The 17,701-nt window shown below is 45.6% G+C and carries 14 protein-coding genes; all 14 read left to right on the top strand.

The window, feature by feature from the left end; all coding sequences use genetic code 11:
- Positions 1-209 precede the first annotated feature (209 nt).
- The 14 genes from ACE04G_RS18945 (at position 210) to ACE04G_RS18880 (ending at position 17,698) form a co-directional block, all read left to right on the top strand.
- Entirely contained in the window at positions 210-1,913 is a 1,704-nt protein-coding gene (locus ACE04G_RS18945) for an ABC transporter substrate-binding protein (RefSeq protein WP_221820751.1), read from the top strand.
- A 319-nt stretch (positions 1,914-2,232) separates the two neighbouring features.
- A complete protein-coding gene (locus ACE04G_RS18940) occupies positions 2,233-3,930 on the top strand; it encodes an ABC transporter substrate-binding protein (RefSeq protein ID WP_017692217.1) in 1,698 nt (565 codons plus the stop codon).
- A gap of 190 nt (positions 3,931-4,120) precedes the next feature.
- Positions 4,121-6,502 carry a glycoside hydrolase family 95 protein gene (locus tag ACE04G_RS18935; RefSeq protein WP_221820753.1) on the top strand — a complete coding sequence of 794 codons (2,382 nt, stop codon included), beginning with the start codon at positions 4,121-4,123 and terminating at the stop codon, positions 6,500-6,502.
- Between the two features lie 16 nt (positions 6,503-6,518).
- The gene (locus tag ACE04G_RS18930; protein ID WP_221820754.1) at positions 6,519-7,880 is read left to right on the top strand and encodes a GH1 family beta-glucosidase; all 1,362 of its coding nucleotides are present in this window, start codon (positions 6,519-6,521) and stop codon (positions 7,878-7,880) included.
- Between the two features lie 360 nt (positions 7,881-8,240).
- Positions 8,241-8,504: a hypothetical protein gene (locus ACE04G_RS18925; RefSeq protein ID WP_036606904.1), complete on the top strand. Its 264-nt coding sequence runs from the start codon at positions 8,241-8,243 to the stop codon at positions 8,502-8,504.
- Positions 8,505-8,822: 318 nt separating this feature from the next.
- Positions 8,823-9,797: a ubiquinol oxidase subunit II gene (gene cyoA / locus ACE04G_RS18920; protein WP_221820756.1), complete on the top strand. Its 975-nt coding sequence runs from the start codon at positions 8,823-8,825 to the stop codon at positions 9,795-9,797.
- Between the two features lie 21 nt (positions 9,798-9,818).
- Entirely contained in the window at positions 9,819-11,789 is a 1,971-nt protein-coding gene (locus ACE04G_RS18915) for a cbb3-type cytochrome c oxidase subunit I (RefSeq protein WP_076212762.1), read from the top strand.
- A complete protein-coding gene (gene cyoC / locus ACE04G_RS18910; protein ID WP_036606911.1) occupies positions 11,790-12,410 on the top strand; it encodes a cytochrome o ubiquinol oxidase subunit III in 621 nt (206 codons plus the stop codon).
- Entirely contained in the window at positions 12,411-12,740 is a 330-nt protein-coding gene (gene cyoD, locus ACE04G_RS18905; RefSeq protein WP_449003981.1) for a cytochrome o ubiquinol oxidase subunit IV, read from the top strand.
- A 222-nt stretch (positions 12,741-12,962) separates the two neighbouring features.
- Positions 12,963-13,946, top strand: a complete 984-nt coding sequence (locus tag ACE04G_RS18900) for a zinc-dependent alcohol dehydrogenase family protein (RefSeq protein ID WP_339305663.1) — start codon at positions 12,963-12,965, stop codon at positions 13,944-13,946.
- A gap of 354 nt (positions 13,947-14,300) precedes the next feature.
- On the top strand, positions 14,301-15,140 hold the full coding sequence (gene kduI, locus ACE04G_RS18895; RefSeq protein ID WP_036606918.1) for a 5-dehydro-4-deoxy-D-glucuronate isomerase: 840 nt from the start codon (positions 14,301-14,303) through the stop codon (positions 15,138-15,140).
- 86 nt (positions 15,141-15,226) lie between these two features.
- On the top strand, positions 15,227-15,985 hold the full coding sequence (locus ACE04G_RS18890) for a DeoR/GlpR family DNA-binding transcription regulator (protein WP_221820760.1): 759 nt from the start codon (positions 15,227-15,229) through the stop codon (positions 15,983-15,985).
- A gap of 77 nt (positions 15,986-16,062) precedes the next feature.
- Positions 16,063-16,815 (top strand): 2-dehydro-3-deoxy-D-gluconate 5-dehydrogenase KduD, encoded by a 753-nt coding sequence (gene kduD, locus ACE04G_RS18885; RefSeq protein WP_221820762.1) that lies wholly within the window; start codon positions 16,063-16,065, stop codon positions 16,813-16,815.
- Between the two features lie 37 nt (positions 16,816-16,852).
- Complete coding sequence (locus ACE04G_RS18880; RefSeq protein ID WP_221820764.1) at positions 16,853-17,698, top strand: sugar phosphate isomerase/epimerase family protein; 846 nt, start codon at positions 16,853-16,855, stop codon at positions 17,696-17,698.
- Positions 17,699-17,701: the final 3 nt, after the last annotated feature.

The raw sequence follows: 17,701 nt of genomic DNA, 5'->3' as shown, positions 1-17,701 counted from the left end.
CATCATGTGATATAGACTTGAATCTCAAAGGAAACAATGACAGGAATGAAGAGGAATTAGGCATGAGAAGAACATTTTTTATTTTAAGAAAACGCTTCTAATGTTATAAAAACAAGAAAATTACATTTGTTTCATCTGGTCACGGTATGTGCAGGTCAGCCTGTTATACAAATATACAGCTTCATTAATATCCATAAGGGGGATTACACATGAAGGGCAAAACACCAAAAACATTCGCAATGCTTCTGTTAGCCAGTGCACTTGCAATTACAGCAGGATGCAGCGGCAGTGGAGGAGGAACTAACGCTTCAGAAAAACCGGTTGATTCCGGAGATACAACCAGTCCAGTAACCTTTACATTCTTTGGTGCAGATGCAAGTCCAAGCTGGAACAACATGAAAGATGCAGTGGGCCAAGAGATTACCAAAAGAACAGGTGTTACAATTGAAGCAGAATACGATGTGAACAATGGTGGCGACCAAAAGATACCTTTGATGGCTGCCAGCGGTGATTACCCTGATATTATCTTTCCTAAAGGTAACCTGTCGAAGCTGGTGGATGCAGGCGCAATGCTGGACCTGACTGACCTGATTGAGGAACATGCACCTAACCTGAAAAAGATATATGGCGATCAGATGAATCGTTTGAAATACAGTCTGGAAGATCAAGCGATCTATGCTATTCCAACCAACATGGGTGTAGATAACGTCGCTTTTGATGCAGGTGGTGGATTCGAAATTCAGCAAAGAGTGTTGAAAGAACTGGGATACCCAGAAGTGAAAACACTTGAGGATTACGAAAACGTTCTTAGAGCGTATTATGAAAAGCATCCAACGATTGATGGTCAACCAACCATTCCACTGACACTGAATGCAGATGACTGGAAGATCATGATCACGGTAACGAACCCGGCCTTCCAGGCAACAGGTGCACCGGATGATGGGGAATATTACATTAATCCTGAAACGTATGAAGCGATGCTTCACTACAAACGTCCAGAGGAGAAAGAATACTTCCGCTGGTTGAACAAAATGTACAATGAAGGCCTGCTGGACAAAGATACTTTTGTTCAAAAAGATGATCAATACAAATCCAAAATCGCCAGTGGCCGTGTACTCGGTCTGATCGACCAAGACTGGAACTATGGCGAAGCTGAGAACGCTCTCAAAGCAGCAGGTAAGGACGAAGCCACATATGCTCACTTCTCCGTGTCCCTGAACAAGGACATTGTGGATCACACATTCCAGCCAACAGGATTTGACGGTTATGGCATCGGGATTACAACTTCGGCCAAAGATCCGGTACGGATTATCAAATTCATGGATTGGCTCGCTTCCGATGAAGGCCAGGTGTTGAGAAACTGGGGTATTGAAGGTGAACACTACAATGTAGAAAATGGCAAACGTGTGATTCCTGACGATGTTCAGGAACGCAAAACAAATGACAACTCCAATTTCACGAAAGAAACAGGAGTTGGGTTGTACAATATTTTCAGCGCAAGATACGGTGATGGTGTAAAAGATTCTACAGACAACTACTATACAACGAACTTCCCAGAGCAGATCCAAGCAAGCTACACACCGGCTGAGAAGGAAACGTTGAAAGCATACGGTATCACAACATGGAAAGATTTCTATCCATCCGAAGATGAATTGAAACTGAAAGATTGGGGCGCAGCGTATAATATGCCTGTACCTTCTGACACAGACTACAACGTAACATTCCAGAAGACACAGGATATCATCCGCAAACGGATCCCAGAAGCGATCCTTGCCAAACCTGAGAACTTTGACAGCGTGTATGACAGTCTCCTGGCTGAACTTGATAAAGCAGGTGCAGTAGAAATGGAGAAACAATACACGGTTTGGGTGAAAGAACGTGTCTCCCTGTGGACTGGAAAAGATGTGAAATAAGCTTGAAAACAAAGCATTAAAGTTAAGGATTTTCATTGCAAAAAAGCTCTTGAAAAAGGGCTTTTTTTGTTGTTGACGTAAGGTGGTGATAGCAGTATAATCTATCATGTAAGCACTTTCAGTAAGCGGTTTATTTCATTTCCGAAAACGTTTTACGTCTGTTAGAAGAATAATCTTCTTTTTACAGAATCGAAACGTCAGCTTCACTAAAAACGTCGGAATGAATGAACTCGAAAGCGTATTCAAAAAAAGTGGTATCCTCAGGCATAAAGCCTGTTATACAGATAAAACCTTCATAAATAATAGGGGGAACTAGACAATGAGAGGCAAAATGAAAGGCAATACACCCAAGACGTTTGCAATGTTGATGCTCGCAAGTGCAATGTTGGTTACAGCTGGCTGCGGGAATTCGGGAACCAAAGAGACTTCGGAGTCCAGCGGTACCGAACCCATTACAGTTACGTTCTTCGGAGCGGATGCTAGTCCCACCTGGAACAAGATGCAAGATGCTGTTGGTAAAAAGATCACGGAGCAAACAGGCGTTACAATTGAAGCTGAATATGATGTAAATGATGGTGGTAACCAGAAGATTGCACTGATGGCTGCCAGTGGTGACTTTCCGGATATGATTTACCCTAAAGGTAACTTATCTAAGCTTGTGGATGCAGGCGCGATGCTGGATCTCACGGATCTGATTGAGGAGCATGCTCCCAATTTGAAAAAAATCTATGGGGAACAGATGAACCGTTTGAAATACAGTCTCGAAGATCAAGCGATCTATACCATTCCAACCAATATGGGTGTCGATAATGTTACGTTTGACGCTACAGGTGGATTCGAAATTCAACAAAGAGTATTGAAAGAGCTTGGATACCCTGAAGTGAAGACACTTGAGGATTACGAGAATGTACTCAGAGCCTATTATGAAAAACATCCAACGATTGATGGTCAACCAACCATTCCATTAACATTAAATGCAGATGATTGGAAAATCATGATCACGGTAACGAATCCAGCTTTCCAGGCAACAGGTGCACCGGATGATGGTGAATATTACATTGACCCTGAAACGTATGAAGCAAAATTGCACTACAAACGTCCAGAGGAAAGAGAATATTTCCGCTGGTTGAATAAAATGTACAATGAAGGCCTACTGGACAAAGATGCATTTGTTCAAAAGGATGACCAATACAAGTCCAAAATTGCCAGTGGTCGTGTCCTCGGTCTGATTGACCAAGAGTGGAACTATCAAGAAGCGGAGAACGCACTTAAATCATCTGGCAAGGATGATGCCACATACGCTCACTTCTCTGTATCACTTAACGATGAAATTGTGGATCACACGTTCCAACCAGCCGGATTTGACGGTTATGGCATCGGGATTACAACTTCGGCCAAAGATCCAGTGCGTATCATCAAATTCATGGATTGGCTTGCTTCCGATGAAGGACAAGTTCTGAGAAACTGGGGTATCGAAGGTGAACATTACAACGTAGAAGATGGTAAACGCGTGATTCCAGATGACGTTCAGGACCGCAAAACGAATGACAACTCCAATTTCAGTAAGGAAACAGGAATTGGGATGTACAACGTATTTAGCGCAAGATACGGTGATGGGGTAAAAGATTCAACGGATAACTATTACACAACGAACTTCCCAGAGCAGATTGTAGCTGGTTACACAGCTGCAGAGAAAGAAACACTGAAAGCTTACGGTATCACGACTTGGAAAGAGTTCTATCCGGCTGAAGAAGATCTGCCAGTTAAGGATTGGGGCGCAGCGTATAACATGTCCGTACCTTCCGGTACAGACTATGAGGTAACGTTCCAGAAAACACAGGATATCATCCGTAAACGGATTCCGGAAGCTGTTCTGACTACACCAGCAAACTTTGATGCAACCTATGATGCTTTACTGGCTGATTTGGACAAAGCGGGTGCAGTTGAAATGGAGAAACAATTTACGGTTTGGGTTAAGGAACGTGTCTCTCTGTGGACAGGAAAAGACGTAAAATAACATGGATTGTCTGTGATCCATGGTTAAACAAGGAAAGGGCCCTATATGGGGCCTTTTTTTTGTGTAATGATGTGATGATTTGCATTGACGCAAATTTTGAAATCACATATAATTTTATTATTGTAAGCACTTACCGAAAACGTTTTATGACATAAGGAATATACAGCTGATTCAGGAACAGGAGCTAATCATGTCCCAACACAATAACCAAACTAAAATCAATCGTCTATGGTATCAACAACCGGCAAAACGCTGGGAAGAAGCGCTCCCCATCGGGAACGGCCGTCTTGGAGGCATGGTGTACGGTGGCGCAGCAGATGAACGAATTCAGCTCAATGAAGATACATTATGGTCAGGATTTCCACGGGATACGATTCAATACAGCAGCCAGCGGTATTTGAAACAGACACGTGAGTTGATCCTGTCCGGACAATATGGTGAAGCTGAGGATTTGTTAAACCGTGAAATGCTCGGTCGTGATGTAGAGGCCTATCAGCCAATGGGTCACTTTCTATTGCACCATGAAGGTCTGGATGATCTTTCATATGATGCATTTGAACGGGAACTTGATCTGGAATCGGGTATTGCAACCACGACGTACTCATGGGAAGGAATTCGTTACGTACGTGAAGTGTATTCCAGTGCTTCGGATGATCTGATGGTCTGCACATTAACTGCTGATCAGAAGGGCGCTGTGAGTGTAAGTGTTACGCTAGACAGTCCCCATCCTTATCGCGTTGAGACTTCGGGAGATGCACTAACCATGTTCAGTCGGTGCCCAAGTCACGTGGAGTCCAATTACTTCAGAGATCACCCGGAATCCGTCCTCTATGAAGAGGATCGGGGAACGGCTTATGCTGTCCGTGTAGCATTCACGGCATCTGGCGATCAGGTGAAGGTCTCCAATCTGGAAGGCAAGTTACATATTCAGGGTGCTGACCAGGTTGTTTTCTATCTGGCAGCGGCTACCTCCTTTGAGAGTTACGATGTGTTACCTCTGAAGGATCATCCTGTATTGGAAGAGGAATGCAAGGAGTTGATCTCCAAAGCGATCACACATGGCGTGGAAGGCCTTCGTGACCGACATATTCAGGATCATAGTGCGCTGTTTAACAGAGTCTCTATTGATTTAGGGGTATCGGCTAACGCCGAATTACCTACAGATGAGCGGCTGCAGGCTTATCAGGCAGGGCAACAAGATCCTGGACTGGAGGCACTTTATTTTCAATATGGAAGATATCTGTTAATGGCTAGTTCGCGTCCAGGCAGCCAGCCTGCCAATCTGCAGGGAATCTGGAACCATCAGGTAGAGCCGCCATGGCATAGTGACTACACAATCAACATCAACACGGAAATGAATTACTGGCCGGCAGAAGTCTGCAATCTCAGTGAATGTCATGAGCCGCTGTTCGATATGCTGACAGATCTCAGTGATACAGGGCGCAGAACAGCACGGATTCTCTACGGAGCCCGTGGATGGACTGCGCATCATAACGTGGATATCTGGAGAACCACCACACCTACAGGCGGAGACGCGAGCTGGGCATTCTGGCCAATGGGCGGCGTTTGGCTGACCTCGCATCTATGGGAGCATTACCAATTTACCGGGGATCAGCGTTTTCTTGAGAAACGTGCGTATCCCATCATGAAAGAGGCTGCCTTGTTCTGTCTCGACTGGTTGGTGGAAGGACCTGACGGTTATCTGGTCACGATTCCATCCACTTCACCAGAGAACAAGTTTCTCACAGATAATGGGGAGGCACGCAGTATATCCATGGCTTCAACGATGGATATGACGTTAATTCGTGAACTGTTCACCCGCTGTATTGAGGCCGCGAAGCAATTGAATCTAGATGAGTCATTGGCGGGCGAGTGGGGGGAGGCTCTGGACAAACTCTATCCATTCCGAATTGGAAGCGAAGGACAATTGCTGGAGTGGTTTAAGGATTTTGCCGAATCCGAGCCAGGGCATCGTCACGTCTCCCATCTGTATGGACTGTATCCGGGAGAGCAGATCAATCGAGTACACACACCGGAATTGGTAGAAGCAGCACGGGTATCGCTTGAACGTCGTATCTCACAAGGTGGCGGGCATACAGGATGGAGCTGTGCATGGTTGATCAATCTGTATGCACGACTGCTGGATAGCAGCCAGGCACATCAGTTTGTGCGCACGTTGCTGGCCCGGTCCACACATCCAAATCTGTTTGATGACCATCCACCATTCCAGATCGATGGTAATTTTGGAGGTACGGCCGGAATCGCGGAGATGTTATTGCAGAGCCACTTGAACGAGTTACATTTACTGCCGGCACTACCCGAACTCTGGACTCAAGGTCGAGTTGAAGGGCTTCGTGCAAGAGGTGGTTATACGGTAGCCATAACGTGGACGGACAACAAGCTTGCTTCAGCGGTTATTAAGGCAGATCGAAGTGAGTCGCTTACCCTTCGCAGTGCTTATCCGCTACGCGTGGAAGGACATGAACAAGCCAAGGCAGAGCTTACGCCTCAGGGCGATTATGTAATTATTTTAACGATGACCGTAGGACAGACGATCCGCGTGTCATCATGAGACGGAGGAGCCAACCATGACCATTTTTAAATTTCCGCAAGATTTCCGCTGGGGGACAGCAACAGCTTCCTATCAAATAGAAGGAGCGGCACAGGAAGGTGGACGCGGGGTATCCATCTGGGATACGTTTGCGCGCACACCTGGCAAGGTATATAACGGAGACAATGGGGATGTCGCATGTGACAGTTACCATCGTTACGAGGAAGACATCGAACTGATGAAGAAACTCGGGATTAATACGTACCGGTTCTCCATTGCGTGGCCGCGCATTATTCCTGACGGAGATGGGGAGATCAATCGGGAAGGACTGGACTTCTACCATCGCTTCGTGGATGCATTGTTAGAGGCTGGCATCGAACCGTTCCTCACGCTGTATCACTGGGATCTTCCACAAACGCTGGAGGATGACGGGGGTTGGGGCAACCGAAGAACGGTAGACGCTTTTGTGAAATATGCCGAAGTGATTTTCAAAGAATTCTCGGGCAAGATCAACTTTTGGCTGACATTCAATGAACCATGGTGTATCGCGTTCCTGTCGAACCTTCTCGGGATTCATGCGCCAGGAAACAAAGACCTGCAAACGTCAATTAATGTGGCTCATGGATTGCTGGTTGCTCATGGTAAAGCCGTTCAATCCTTCCGTCGCTTGGGAACAACGGGTCAGATTGGAATTGCTCCGAACGTATGCTGGGCTGAGCCGTACAGCAAATCTCCTGAGGACCAAGCTGCCTGTGACCGATCGATTGCGCTCAATACCGATTGGTTCCTAGATCCAATCTACAAAGGTTCATATCCGCAGTTTATGGTGGATTGGTTTGCAGAAGCGGGGGCTACTGTGCCAATTCAGGAAGGTGATATGGAGATCATCTCACAACCGATCGATCTGCTCGGCATTAACTATTACACGATGGGGATCAATCGCTTCAATCCGGAGGCGGGTGCTCTGCAATCGGAAGAAGTTGATATGGGCCTCACCAAAACCGATATTGGCTGGCCTGTGGAATCACGTGGTTTGTATGAATTTATGCATTACTTGCAAAAGTACGGCAATGTGGATGTATATATCACAGAGAATGGTGCTTGCATCAATGATGATCTGGAGAATGGCAAAATTAATGATGATCGCCGGATTGCCTATTATGAACAGCATTTGGCTCAAATTCACCGCATCATTAATGACGGCATTAACCTGAAAGGGTACATGGCATGGTCACTGATGGATAATTTCGAGTGGGCAGAAGGCTACCGCATGCGTTTTGGTCTTGTTCATATGGACTATCGTTCACTCGTGAGAACACCGAAGGAGAGTTATTACTGGTATCAGAACGTCATCAAGAATAATTGGTTGGAGACACGGAACGAACATAATCCCCAATAGTTTGGGTGGCAGGTTACAAGGGAAGAGCAGGTCCTCATTATATACGGTTCCCTTATTAAAGATAAAAAAGACGGCAACTTTGGAGTATTCCATTGTGCCGTCTTTTTTTGTATTTTTACCGTTGAAAATGAGTAGTTCATAAAGGTTTCATAAGGTCAAGTGCAGTTCCTGTTATGAAGAGACGTTTTTTGGGTTATAAGAAGTATGAATGAATTGAAAAATGTTTTGTCAACGGTTGAAATCAAAATAAAGTGTCCAAATTGCGAAGAAAATTTGAACATTTGTTGACTAAAAATCATACTGATGTGGTATATTGGTATAAGGAAAGCACTTACAAAAAGGGAAAAGGAAGTGTTTACTATGGCATCGAAGACAGCAATGGTTAGCCAATTGGAGCGCAAAGACAAAAATATGCGGCGCGCCGTCTTGACGATGACAGTTCTGGCATGGGTCGCACTCATTACGGGAGTGATCATGTGTCTGATCAATCTGAATGAATTTAATGATCGTAATCTTGGCTTGATGGTCGGTATTGGATTCCTTGTAGGTAGTGTGTTTATTTACGTTATTGCCAAAGCGATTGGCCTTGTTCATACACGCCGGGAAGACGAAGGCGCCGATTGATTATAATCCTGCGTTAATTCGTTCATAATAAGACTGGATAAGTTCCCGGAATCCAGTCAATAAAGCCCTTTGCGGATTCGTTGACATTGTTCAACGGGACTGCAAAGGGTTTTATTTTGTGACTTGATGTGTAAAGATTACAATAAGCAAATATCAACCATGCAAGCGATTTGTGAGAAAAAATTCACACATTTAAGGTGTAAAATCGACAAATTTGTTAACAAGAACAAAAAAGTTGTTCATTTCTGATATCTTTAGTAGGAAGAGAGTAGTATACTGATTTTTCAGTATGAGCGAATTTAAGGAGAGGGGATCAAAATGAACAAGAAACCTAGGTCGCTAACCCGGATTATCATTCCGGTTGTCCTGACGTTGGTTACAATTGCATTGATTGTCTGGCCAATGCTGGCAGGCGGGCAGTACGTTGTTCTGGATCCGAAGGGACCAATTGGCGCTTCGCAGAGAGATTTGATTGTCATCTCGACAATTTTGTGTGCTGTCATTATTGTGCCAGTACTCATTTTGTCTGCCGTCATCGTATGGCGTTACCGCGACAAGCCGGATAACAAAGCTGCTTATGAACCTAACTGGTCTCATAGTACGAAGGCGGAGGCAATCTGGTGGACCGTTCCAATTATTATTATTGGAATACTAGCCATTGTTACGATTCGTTACACGTATGATCTGGAGCCTTCGAAGCCGTTGGCTCACGAGAAAGCACCAATTACCATCCAAGTGTCTTCACTGGATTGGAAATGGCTGTTTATGTATCCTGAGCAAGGGATTGCAACGGTTAACACGTTGAATATTCCGGCAGATCGGCCCGTGAAATTTGAACTCACTGCGGATTCACCAATGAACTCGTTCTGGATTCCGCAACTTGGAGGACAAATTTATACAATGTCGGGTATGGCAATGACCTTGTACCTGCAGGCAGATCATGAAGGTAAGTACTGGGGTTCCGGTGCTAACTTCACAGGCGAGCATTTTGGAGAAATGCGTTTTGATGTGAATGCTACATCGGACGAAGATTTTGACAATTGGGTAGCTGATGTGAAACAGAATTCTCAGCCATTGACCACAGAAGGTTACAGTGCACTGGCTGAACCAGGAACAAGCAATGTTGCTTATTATTCTGCCTTCCCAGAAGGATTGTTCCAAAATATCGTAACCAAGTATGTTGTAGATGGTCAAAGTGCTCATAGCAAACATGGAACTTCAAACGAAGCTTCTGGAGCCATTCAAAATGCAACTGATACGTCCAATCAAGACGAGGACAAGAGTGCTAACTAAAGATTCGAAAGGAGGCCCCCAATGTTAGAGGGACTTAAAGAGTTTGCATCGGAGTTTTTCGTAACCGGTGATCCGCTCATTTATGGTGCGATGGTAGCTATCGGAATTACCATGATTACTATTGTAGCGGTGCTAACTTATTTCAAAAAATGGGGCTGGCTCTGGCGTAACTGGTTAACGACTGTCGATCATAAAAAGATCGGTATCATGTATATCATCGCTTCCATTATCATGTTGTTCCGTGGTGGTGTGGATGCGCTAATGATGCGCCTTCAGCTGGCTATGCCTAACAATGAATTTCTAAATCCTGAACACTATAATCAGGTCTTCACAACTCACGGCACGATCATGATCCTGTTCATGGCGATGCCATTTATGTTTGGTCTATTTAACGTTATTGTACCACTACAGATCGGAGCAAGAGACGTTGCGTTCCCATTCCTGAATGCACTCAGCTTCTGGCTGTTCTTCTTGGGCGCAATGCTGTTTAACCTGTCCTTCGTTATCGGTGGTTCACCGGATGCAGGATGGCTGAGTTATCCGCCTCTATCGGAGCTGTCGCACAGTCCAGGGGTAGGACAGAACTTCTATATATGGGGTATACAGATATCAGGTATCGGTTCCCTGGCTACCGGTATCAACTTCCTGGTTACCATCATTAAAATGCGTGCGCCAGGCATGAGATGGATGAAAATGCCGATGTTCACATGGTCGGTATTCTCCACTTGTATTATCATCTTGTTCGCTTTCCCAATCTTGACCGTGACACTTGCATTGTTATTCCTCGACAGGTTTGCCGGGGCGCATTTCTTCACACTTGATTTGGGTGGTAACCCAATGATGTATATCAACTTGATCTGGATGTGGGGTCACCCTGAGGTATACATTGTGGTCTTGCCGGCATTCGGTGTATTCTCCGAGATTGTAAGTACCTTCTCTCGGAAAAAACTGTTTGGTTACAAGTCGATGGTATTCGCAATGTTGATCATCAGCTTCCTGTCCTTCTTCACATGGGCGCATCACTTCTTCACGATGGGTTCCGGAGCAGACGTAAATGCATTCTTCGCCGTAACTACGATGTTGATTGCTATTCCAACAGGGGTTAAGATATTCAACTGGCTGTTTACCATGTATCGAGGAAGGATACGCATGGCGACTCCGATGATGTGGACACTTGCCTTTATCCCGTGCTTTATTGTCGGGGGTATGACAGGCGTTCTGTTATCCGTTGCTCCTGCTGACTTCCAGTTCCACAACAGTTACTTCCTGATTGCCCACTTCCACCAAGTATTGATCGGTGGTGTTGTCTTCGGATACTTCGCAGGTCTGTACTACTGGTGGCCTAAAATGTTCGGTTTCCAACTCGAAGAGAAACTGGGCAAATGGGCATTCTGGACTTGGAATATTGGTTTCTATGTCTGCTTCATGCCGCAGTACGCTGTCGGCTTGATGGGTATGACACGTCGTCTGAGCACTTACGGCTGGGATACTGGCTGGTGGGAATTGAACTTCGTATCCACAATCGGGGCATTCCTGATGGGTGTCGGATTCCTGTTCCAAGTTGCGCAAATCGCAGACGGTATTCGCAAATACAAATCACTCAAAGCTCCTGCCGATCCATGGGATGGCCGTACGCTGGAGTGGTCAATTCCTTCACCAGCTCCTGAATACAACTTCGCCGTTACACCGCGCGGAGATGATATTGATGAGTGGTGGGAAGAGAAGGAACGTCGTGCCAAAGGCATCTATCCGCCAGAGCAACCGCTTGAGCCGATTCATATGCCGAAGAACTCTGGAATTCCGTTCATCATGTCTGTCTTCTGGTTCATCGCCGGTTTCGGCTTTGTCTTCGGATGGCTGTGGATGGCAATTCTCGGACTCGCTGGCGTAGGGATCTGTATGATCGCCCGTTCATTCTCATACGATACGGATTATTATATTCCGGTCGACGAAATTAAGCGTACCGAAGCGTCGTTAAGGGGGTCGGTATAGATGGCTCAAGCAGCCGCTAAGCACGGTGAGAATCATGCACATGGTCACGACCATGGACATCATGATCCACAGGAAATGAAAATTCTCGGATTCTGGTTCTTCCTGATTTCCGACGTTATCCTGTTCTCCGTATTGTTCGCAACCTTCATTGTGTTGCGTGACAATACGGCGGGCGGACCGATTTTGTCTGAATTGATCAAAATGCCTGGTGTTATTGCCGAAACGTTTATCTTGCTCACAAGTTCATTCACGAGCGGACTAGCCGTACTGGCGATGAATCAAGGCAAAGTAAAACAATTAATCAGTTGGCTGGCGGTTACAGCCGTTCTGGGTGCAAGCTTTATCGCACTGGAAGTATATGAGTTTATTGAGTTGATTCACGAAGGGTTCAGCTTTACAACGAGTGCTGCTTCGGGCGCATTCTTCACCCTTGTGGGAACTCACGGACTTCACGTATCGCTCGGTCTGATCTGGATGATTGGACTTATGTTACAACTGAAAAAACGTGGTATTACCGATGTTACTCGCGGTAAAATCAACGTAATCAGCTTGTACTGGCACTTCTTGGACGTCGTATGGATTTTCCTCCTGTCGATCGTCTATCTCATGGGGGTGATGTAGATGTCAGAGCACAACTCACATGATTCCCACGGTCATGAGCAACATGGTTCATTGAAGTCTTATGTCATCGGCTTCATCCTGTCCGTCGTTCTGACAATCATTCCACTTGTGGTGGTTCTCAATGATATGATGGAAAGAACAGGAACACTCATTGTTGTTCTGGGCATGGCAGCACTTCAGTTTGTGGTTCAACTCTTCTTCTTCATGCATATCCGTGAAACAGAGAAACCACGCTGGAATGTCATGGCCCTTATTTTCGGATTACTGATTATGATGACCATCGTAATTGGTTCGATCTGGATTATGCTTAACAATGCTGTTGCACATTAATTGATATGATGAAAGAGCTTCACGACCTTGGTATTCAAGGTTGTGGGGCTCTTTTTTTTCTAAGCTGAAGTTATCGCATATTTTAATGGAAAAAGTTGTATTATATCTTAATAAGTCGTTGATGAAATAATTTTCCAGTGATACTATTGTTATTCACTCTGTCAATATATTCAATATTTTAGTTAGAGCAATTTTAGCAAAATTATTTTAGGAGATGTACCAATGAAAGCAAGGGTAATCCGTTATTATCGTTTTGGCGAACCAAGTGAAGTGTTATGTATGGAAGAAAAAGATGTGATACCCCCTGGCCCCGGTGAATTAGCAGTGAGGATGTATGCTCGGCCTATTAATCCCTCCGATATTATTCCTGTTCGAGGAGCTTACCCGCATCGTACCCAATTACCAGCTGTTCCCGGGTTTGAGGGTGTGGGGATAGTAGAAGCAGTAGGATTGGGAGTATCCAATCAAATGTTGGGGCGTCGTGTCTTGCCACTAAAAGGCGAGAATACTTGGCAGGACGTCGTGAAGACTTTGGAGCGACATACAATTATTGTGCCAAATGATATCGATGATCACTCAGCCAGCCAGCTCTATATTAATCCGGTTACGGCTTGGTTGATCTGTACAGAGGTGCTTAAGCTTACGTATGGTGATACCCTGATTGTGAATGCAGGGGGATCTGCGCTCGGACGAATCTTTGCACAGATCTCAAAAATCAATGGATTCAAATTGATTGTGCTTACGAGAGATGATCGTCACACTGCTGAACTGTATCGTCTTGGAGCAGTTTCTGTTATCAATACAACAAAAGAGTTGCTACAGGCTAGAATGGCGGAATTAACAGAGGGATACGGTGCTGATGCAGCCGTGGATTGTATTGGAGGGACAGACGGGGAACAGCTGGTGAGTTGCCTTAAACCAAATGGGACGGTCATCAGTGTAGGGCTACTTTCGGGGATCACACCGTTATGGCATGAAGCAACTCGGGGAACACAAGTTCATGTGAAACTTTTCTGGTTAAAACATTGGGTGGAACGCTGTTCGCAAGAACGCTGGGAACAGGTATTTCATGAGGTAATGGAGCTGGTCAGAGCAGGGAGGCTTGTCATGGCAAACATTGGGGCGACGTATGACCTAACGAATGTACAACAGGCTATTGCAGCGGCTGAATCGGGTATCGAGGGGAAGGTTCTCTTATTACAGTAGTACATAAGACTTGGAAAAAACTCAGCATAAAGAATGCGTAATTAACAACTAATTCATATTGGGGGCCTTGTTGTGAAGATTAAAGATATGATGTTTACTGCGATTATGGCAGCCGTTATTGCAGTACTTGGACTGTTACCGCCGGTTCCACTACCATTTTCTTGGGAGGAGTAGATACTCCGATCCACGACTGGTAATCCATAGACAGTTAGAATCATAAATGTTTTATCGCAGAAAATTCTTTTTTTGAAAATAAAGGTACACAAAAGATACATAATGAACTAAAATGAACTTATATGAACATTAATAATATCAATCTCAACCAATTTAAATGACGAAGGGAATGGATGAATAATGGAAAATCGCTATGCTGCACATCCCAATGAAGTGAAAACGTATGATACATCTCGCCTGCGTGAGGAATTTTTGATGGAGCAACTGTTTGCAACTGATGAATTGGTAACGGTGTATTCTCATGTGGATCGTTATATTGTGGGAACGGCTGTACCCGAGAGTAAGGACATTACCCTTGAAGTGAACCTGAAAGATATCGGAACGAACTTTTTCCTGGAGCGTCGTGAAATCGGTATCATTAATGTCGGTGGTCACGGAACAGTGACAGCGGATGGACAAGGTTATGAGATTGGAGCGAAGGAATGTCTCTACATCGGTAGAGGGGTGAAGGAAGTTGTGTTCACGAGCAGTGACAAGGCTCAACCTGCCCAATTCTATTTTGTATCCACACCGGCTCACCACACCTATCCAACAGTAAAAGCAACACAAGAACAAGCTCAGCCGAATCATCTGGGCAGCATCGAAACTTCCAATGAGCGTACGATCTATCGTTACATTCACCAAGGAGAAGGTGGAATTCAGAGTTGTCAGTTGGTGATGGGCATTACCGAACTCGACAAGGGTAACATGTGGAACACGATGCCTGCACATACCCATAACCGCCGTTCCGAAGTATACTTGTACTGGAACTTGCCTGAAGACGGTGTTGTATTCCATATGATGGGTGAGCCAAACGAAACACGTCATCTGGTTGTACGTGATCGCCAGGCGATCATTTCCCCAAGCTGGTCCATTCACAGTGGTGTGGGTACAAGCAATTACACCTTCTGTTGGGCGATGGCTGGTGAGAACCAGACGTTCGAAGATATGGACGGCGTAGCAATGAAAGACCTGAAATAATAAATTACAGTTTTCTGAGTTAAATTGACAGGGTAGACACTATGACTCATTCATTTTGACTCAGATAGTATAGGAAGTTGATTGTGATGAATCCATTGAAAAGACATGAAAAAATTATGGAGGCTCTGCTGGGACGCCAGGAAGTAACCGTCAGTGATCTGAGTGAGTTGTTGCAGGTGACTGGGAAAACAGTGCGAGAGGATCTCGACAAGTTGGAGAGTATGGGACTGCTCGTACGTGTCCATGGTGGTGCTATGCTGGCTCAGAATGACCAGTATGGCATCTTGAATAGCCGTGGAGTTACCGAGAAACATCATCCGGAGAAGACGGAGATTGCTGAACGTGCCCTTGCTTACATTCGACCTGGAGATATCGTTGCTCTCGATGGTGGTAGCACCACGCTGGAGATGGCCAAACGTCTCGATAATCAACCGCTGACGGTGGTGACCAATGACCTGTTCATTATTGCGGAGCTGACCAAGAAGGAGCAAGTGCGACTGGTTGTGCCTGGCGGGGCTCGTGTACGGAATATGTTGGTTGGGGATGATACGGCTTCGTTTATATCCAGTCTTAACATTCACAAAGCCTTTATATCCACGACAGCCCTTCATCCGGAATTCGGATTATCCATATACACGGGAGATCTGGTTCCTTTGAAAAAAGCAATGATATCTGCCTCGCAGCAAGTATACGGCGTTGTGGATCATTATAAATTCGGACAATTTGCACTGCGAACTTTCGCCCAGTGTTCGGAACTGGACTACATTATCAGCGATAGTCGTTTGGATGAAGAGACGGTTGCCTTATACGAGCTGAGCGGTGTCACAGTGGATTATCAAAGTTAACCTCATTCATTATTCATGGGATTAAAGAACGGACGGCTCTACGGATTGCATATCAAAACCATGCGGAGGAATCATTCATGAACCCATTTGATTTAAGCGGACAAGTTGCACTGGTAACAGGTACCTCGGGAGGACTTGGACAAGGGATGGCCATTGGTTTGGCAGAAGCAGGTGCTGATGTGGTGCTGGTCTCTTATTCCAAGCCTGCGGCAACGGCAATTGCCATTGAAGCACTCGGACGCAAAGCTTATGTGATTGAAGCGGATTTAAGTCGTGAAGATGAGTTGTCTGCAGTGTTCGAACAGGCGCTTGCGTTCCAGGGCAGAATCGACATTCTCGTCAACAATGCCGGAATCATTCGTCGCACACCTGCGGTTGATCATGCAGGGCAGGACTGGCATGATGTAATTGGTCTGAACCTGAACACTGTATTTTTCCTAAGCCAATTGGCAGGCAGACATATGATTGAACGCGGAAGTGGCAAAATCATTAATATTGCATCCATGTTGTCCTATCAAGGTGGGATCAATGTGCCAGGGTATACAGCCAGTAAACATGGCGTTGCCGGTTTAACCAAAGCACTTGCCAATGAATGGGCAGGAAAGGGAATCCAGATTAACGGTATCGCACCTGGTTATATGGAAACCGATAATACTACCCAGATCCGTGCGGACGAGAATCGTTACCGGGATATTACAGCCCGTATTCCTGCGGGGCGCTGGGGAACACCTGAAGATCTGAAAGGCCCGGTTGTCTTTCTGGCATCTGCCGCTTCGGATTATCTGAATGGTCATGTGCTGAATGTCGATGGCGGTTGGATGGCACGTTAATCGTTTGATAATCGGATTAGCATAAGGAGGCAGTGAGATGAAACTTGGTATTCTGGCGCATACATTTGGCAAACAGCCTACAGCACAGCTTGCGCAGACGATTGCGGATAACGGATTTAATTCCGTACAGCTGGCGCTGGCCAAAGCATTATCAGATGTGGACTCATCGAATGGCAAGCTGAGCCCTGGACTGGCGAATGAGATTGGAGATCAATTTGCACAGCGCGGGGTGAAGATTGCGGTACTGGGCTGTTATATTAATCCGATTGACCCTGATCCGGTAACAAGACGTGCGGACATTGATCGATTCAAGGAGCATCTGCGTTATGCCCGGGATTTTGGTTGCAGCATGGTAGCAACGGAGACTGGGGGCTTGGACACCTATCAGGATACACATCCGGATGGATATGAAGAGAAGGCGTGGAGTGTGCTGAAAGAAACGGTTGAGGAGTTGGCTGAGGAAGCGGAGAAATGGGGCGTGCATGCGGCGATTGAGCCTGTGTCCACACATACTCTTCATACCCATGAACATATGACACGTTTGTTTGAAGAGATTCCTTCATCGAATCTGGGGATGCTGTTCGACCCGTGTAATCTGATCAAGCAACCACATGCTGCAGATCAAGGGGCTTTCTTGCGCGAGGTGATGGAATCACTGTATCAGCGCATGATTGTGATCCATGCCAAAGATGTAGCCTTTGATGCACAGGGAGAGAAGTACAATCCGGTACCTGGGGCAGGTATACTGGATTACCCGTTATTTTTTGAATTGTTAAAAACGTATAAGCCGCATATTGATATTTCACTTGAAGGCGTAACTGCGGAGGAAGCTGTACCTGCGGCCAAACATTTGCGTGAAGTATGGAGTGCAGTTCGGGTCTAACCA

The sequence above is a fragment of the Paenibacillus sp. AGC31 genome, assembly GCF_057334655.1.
This window is presented reverse-complemented; position numbering and strand designations above follow the sequence as displayed.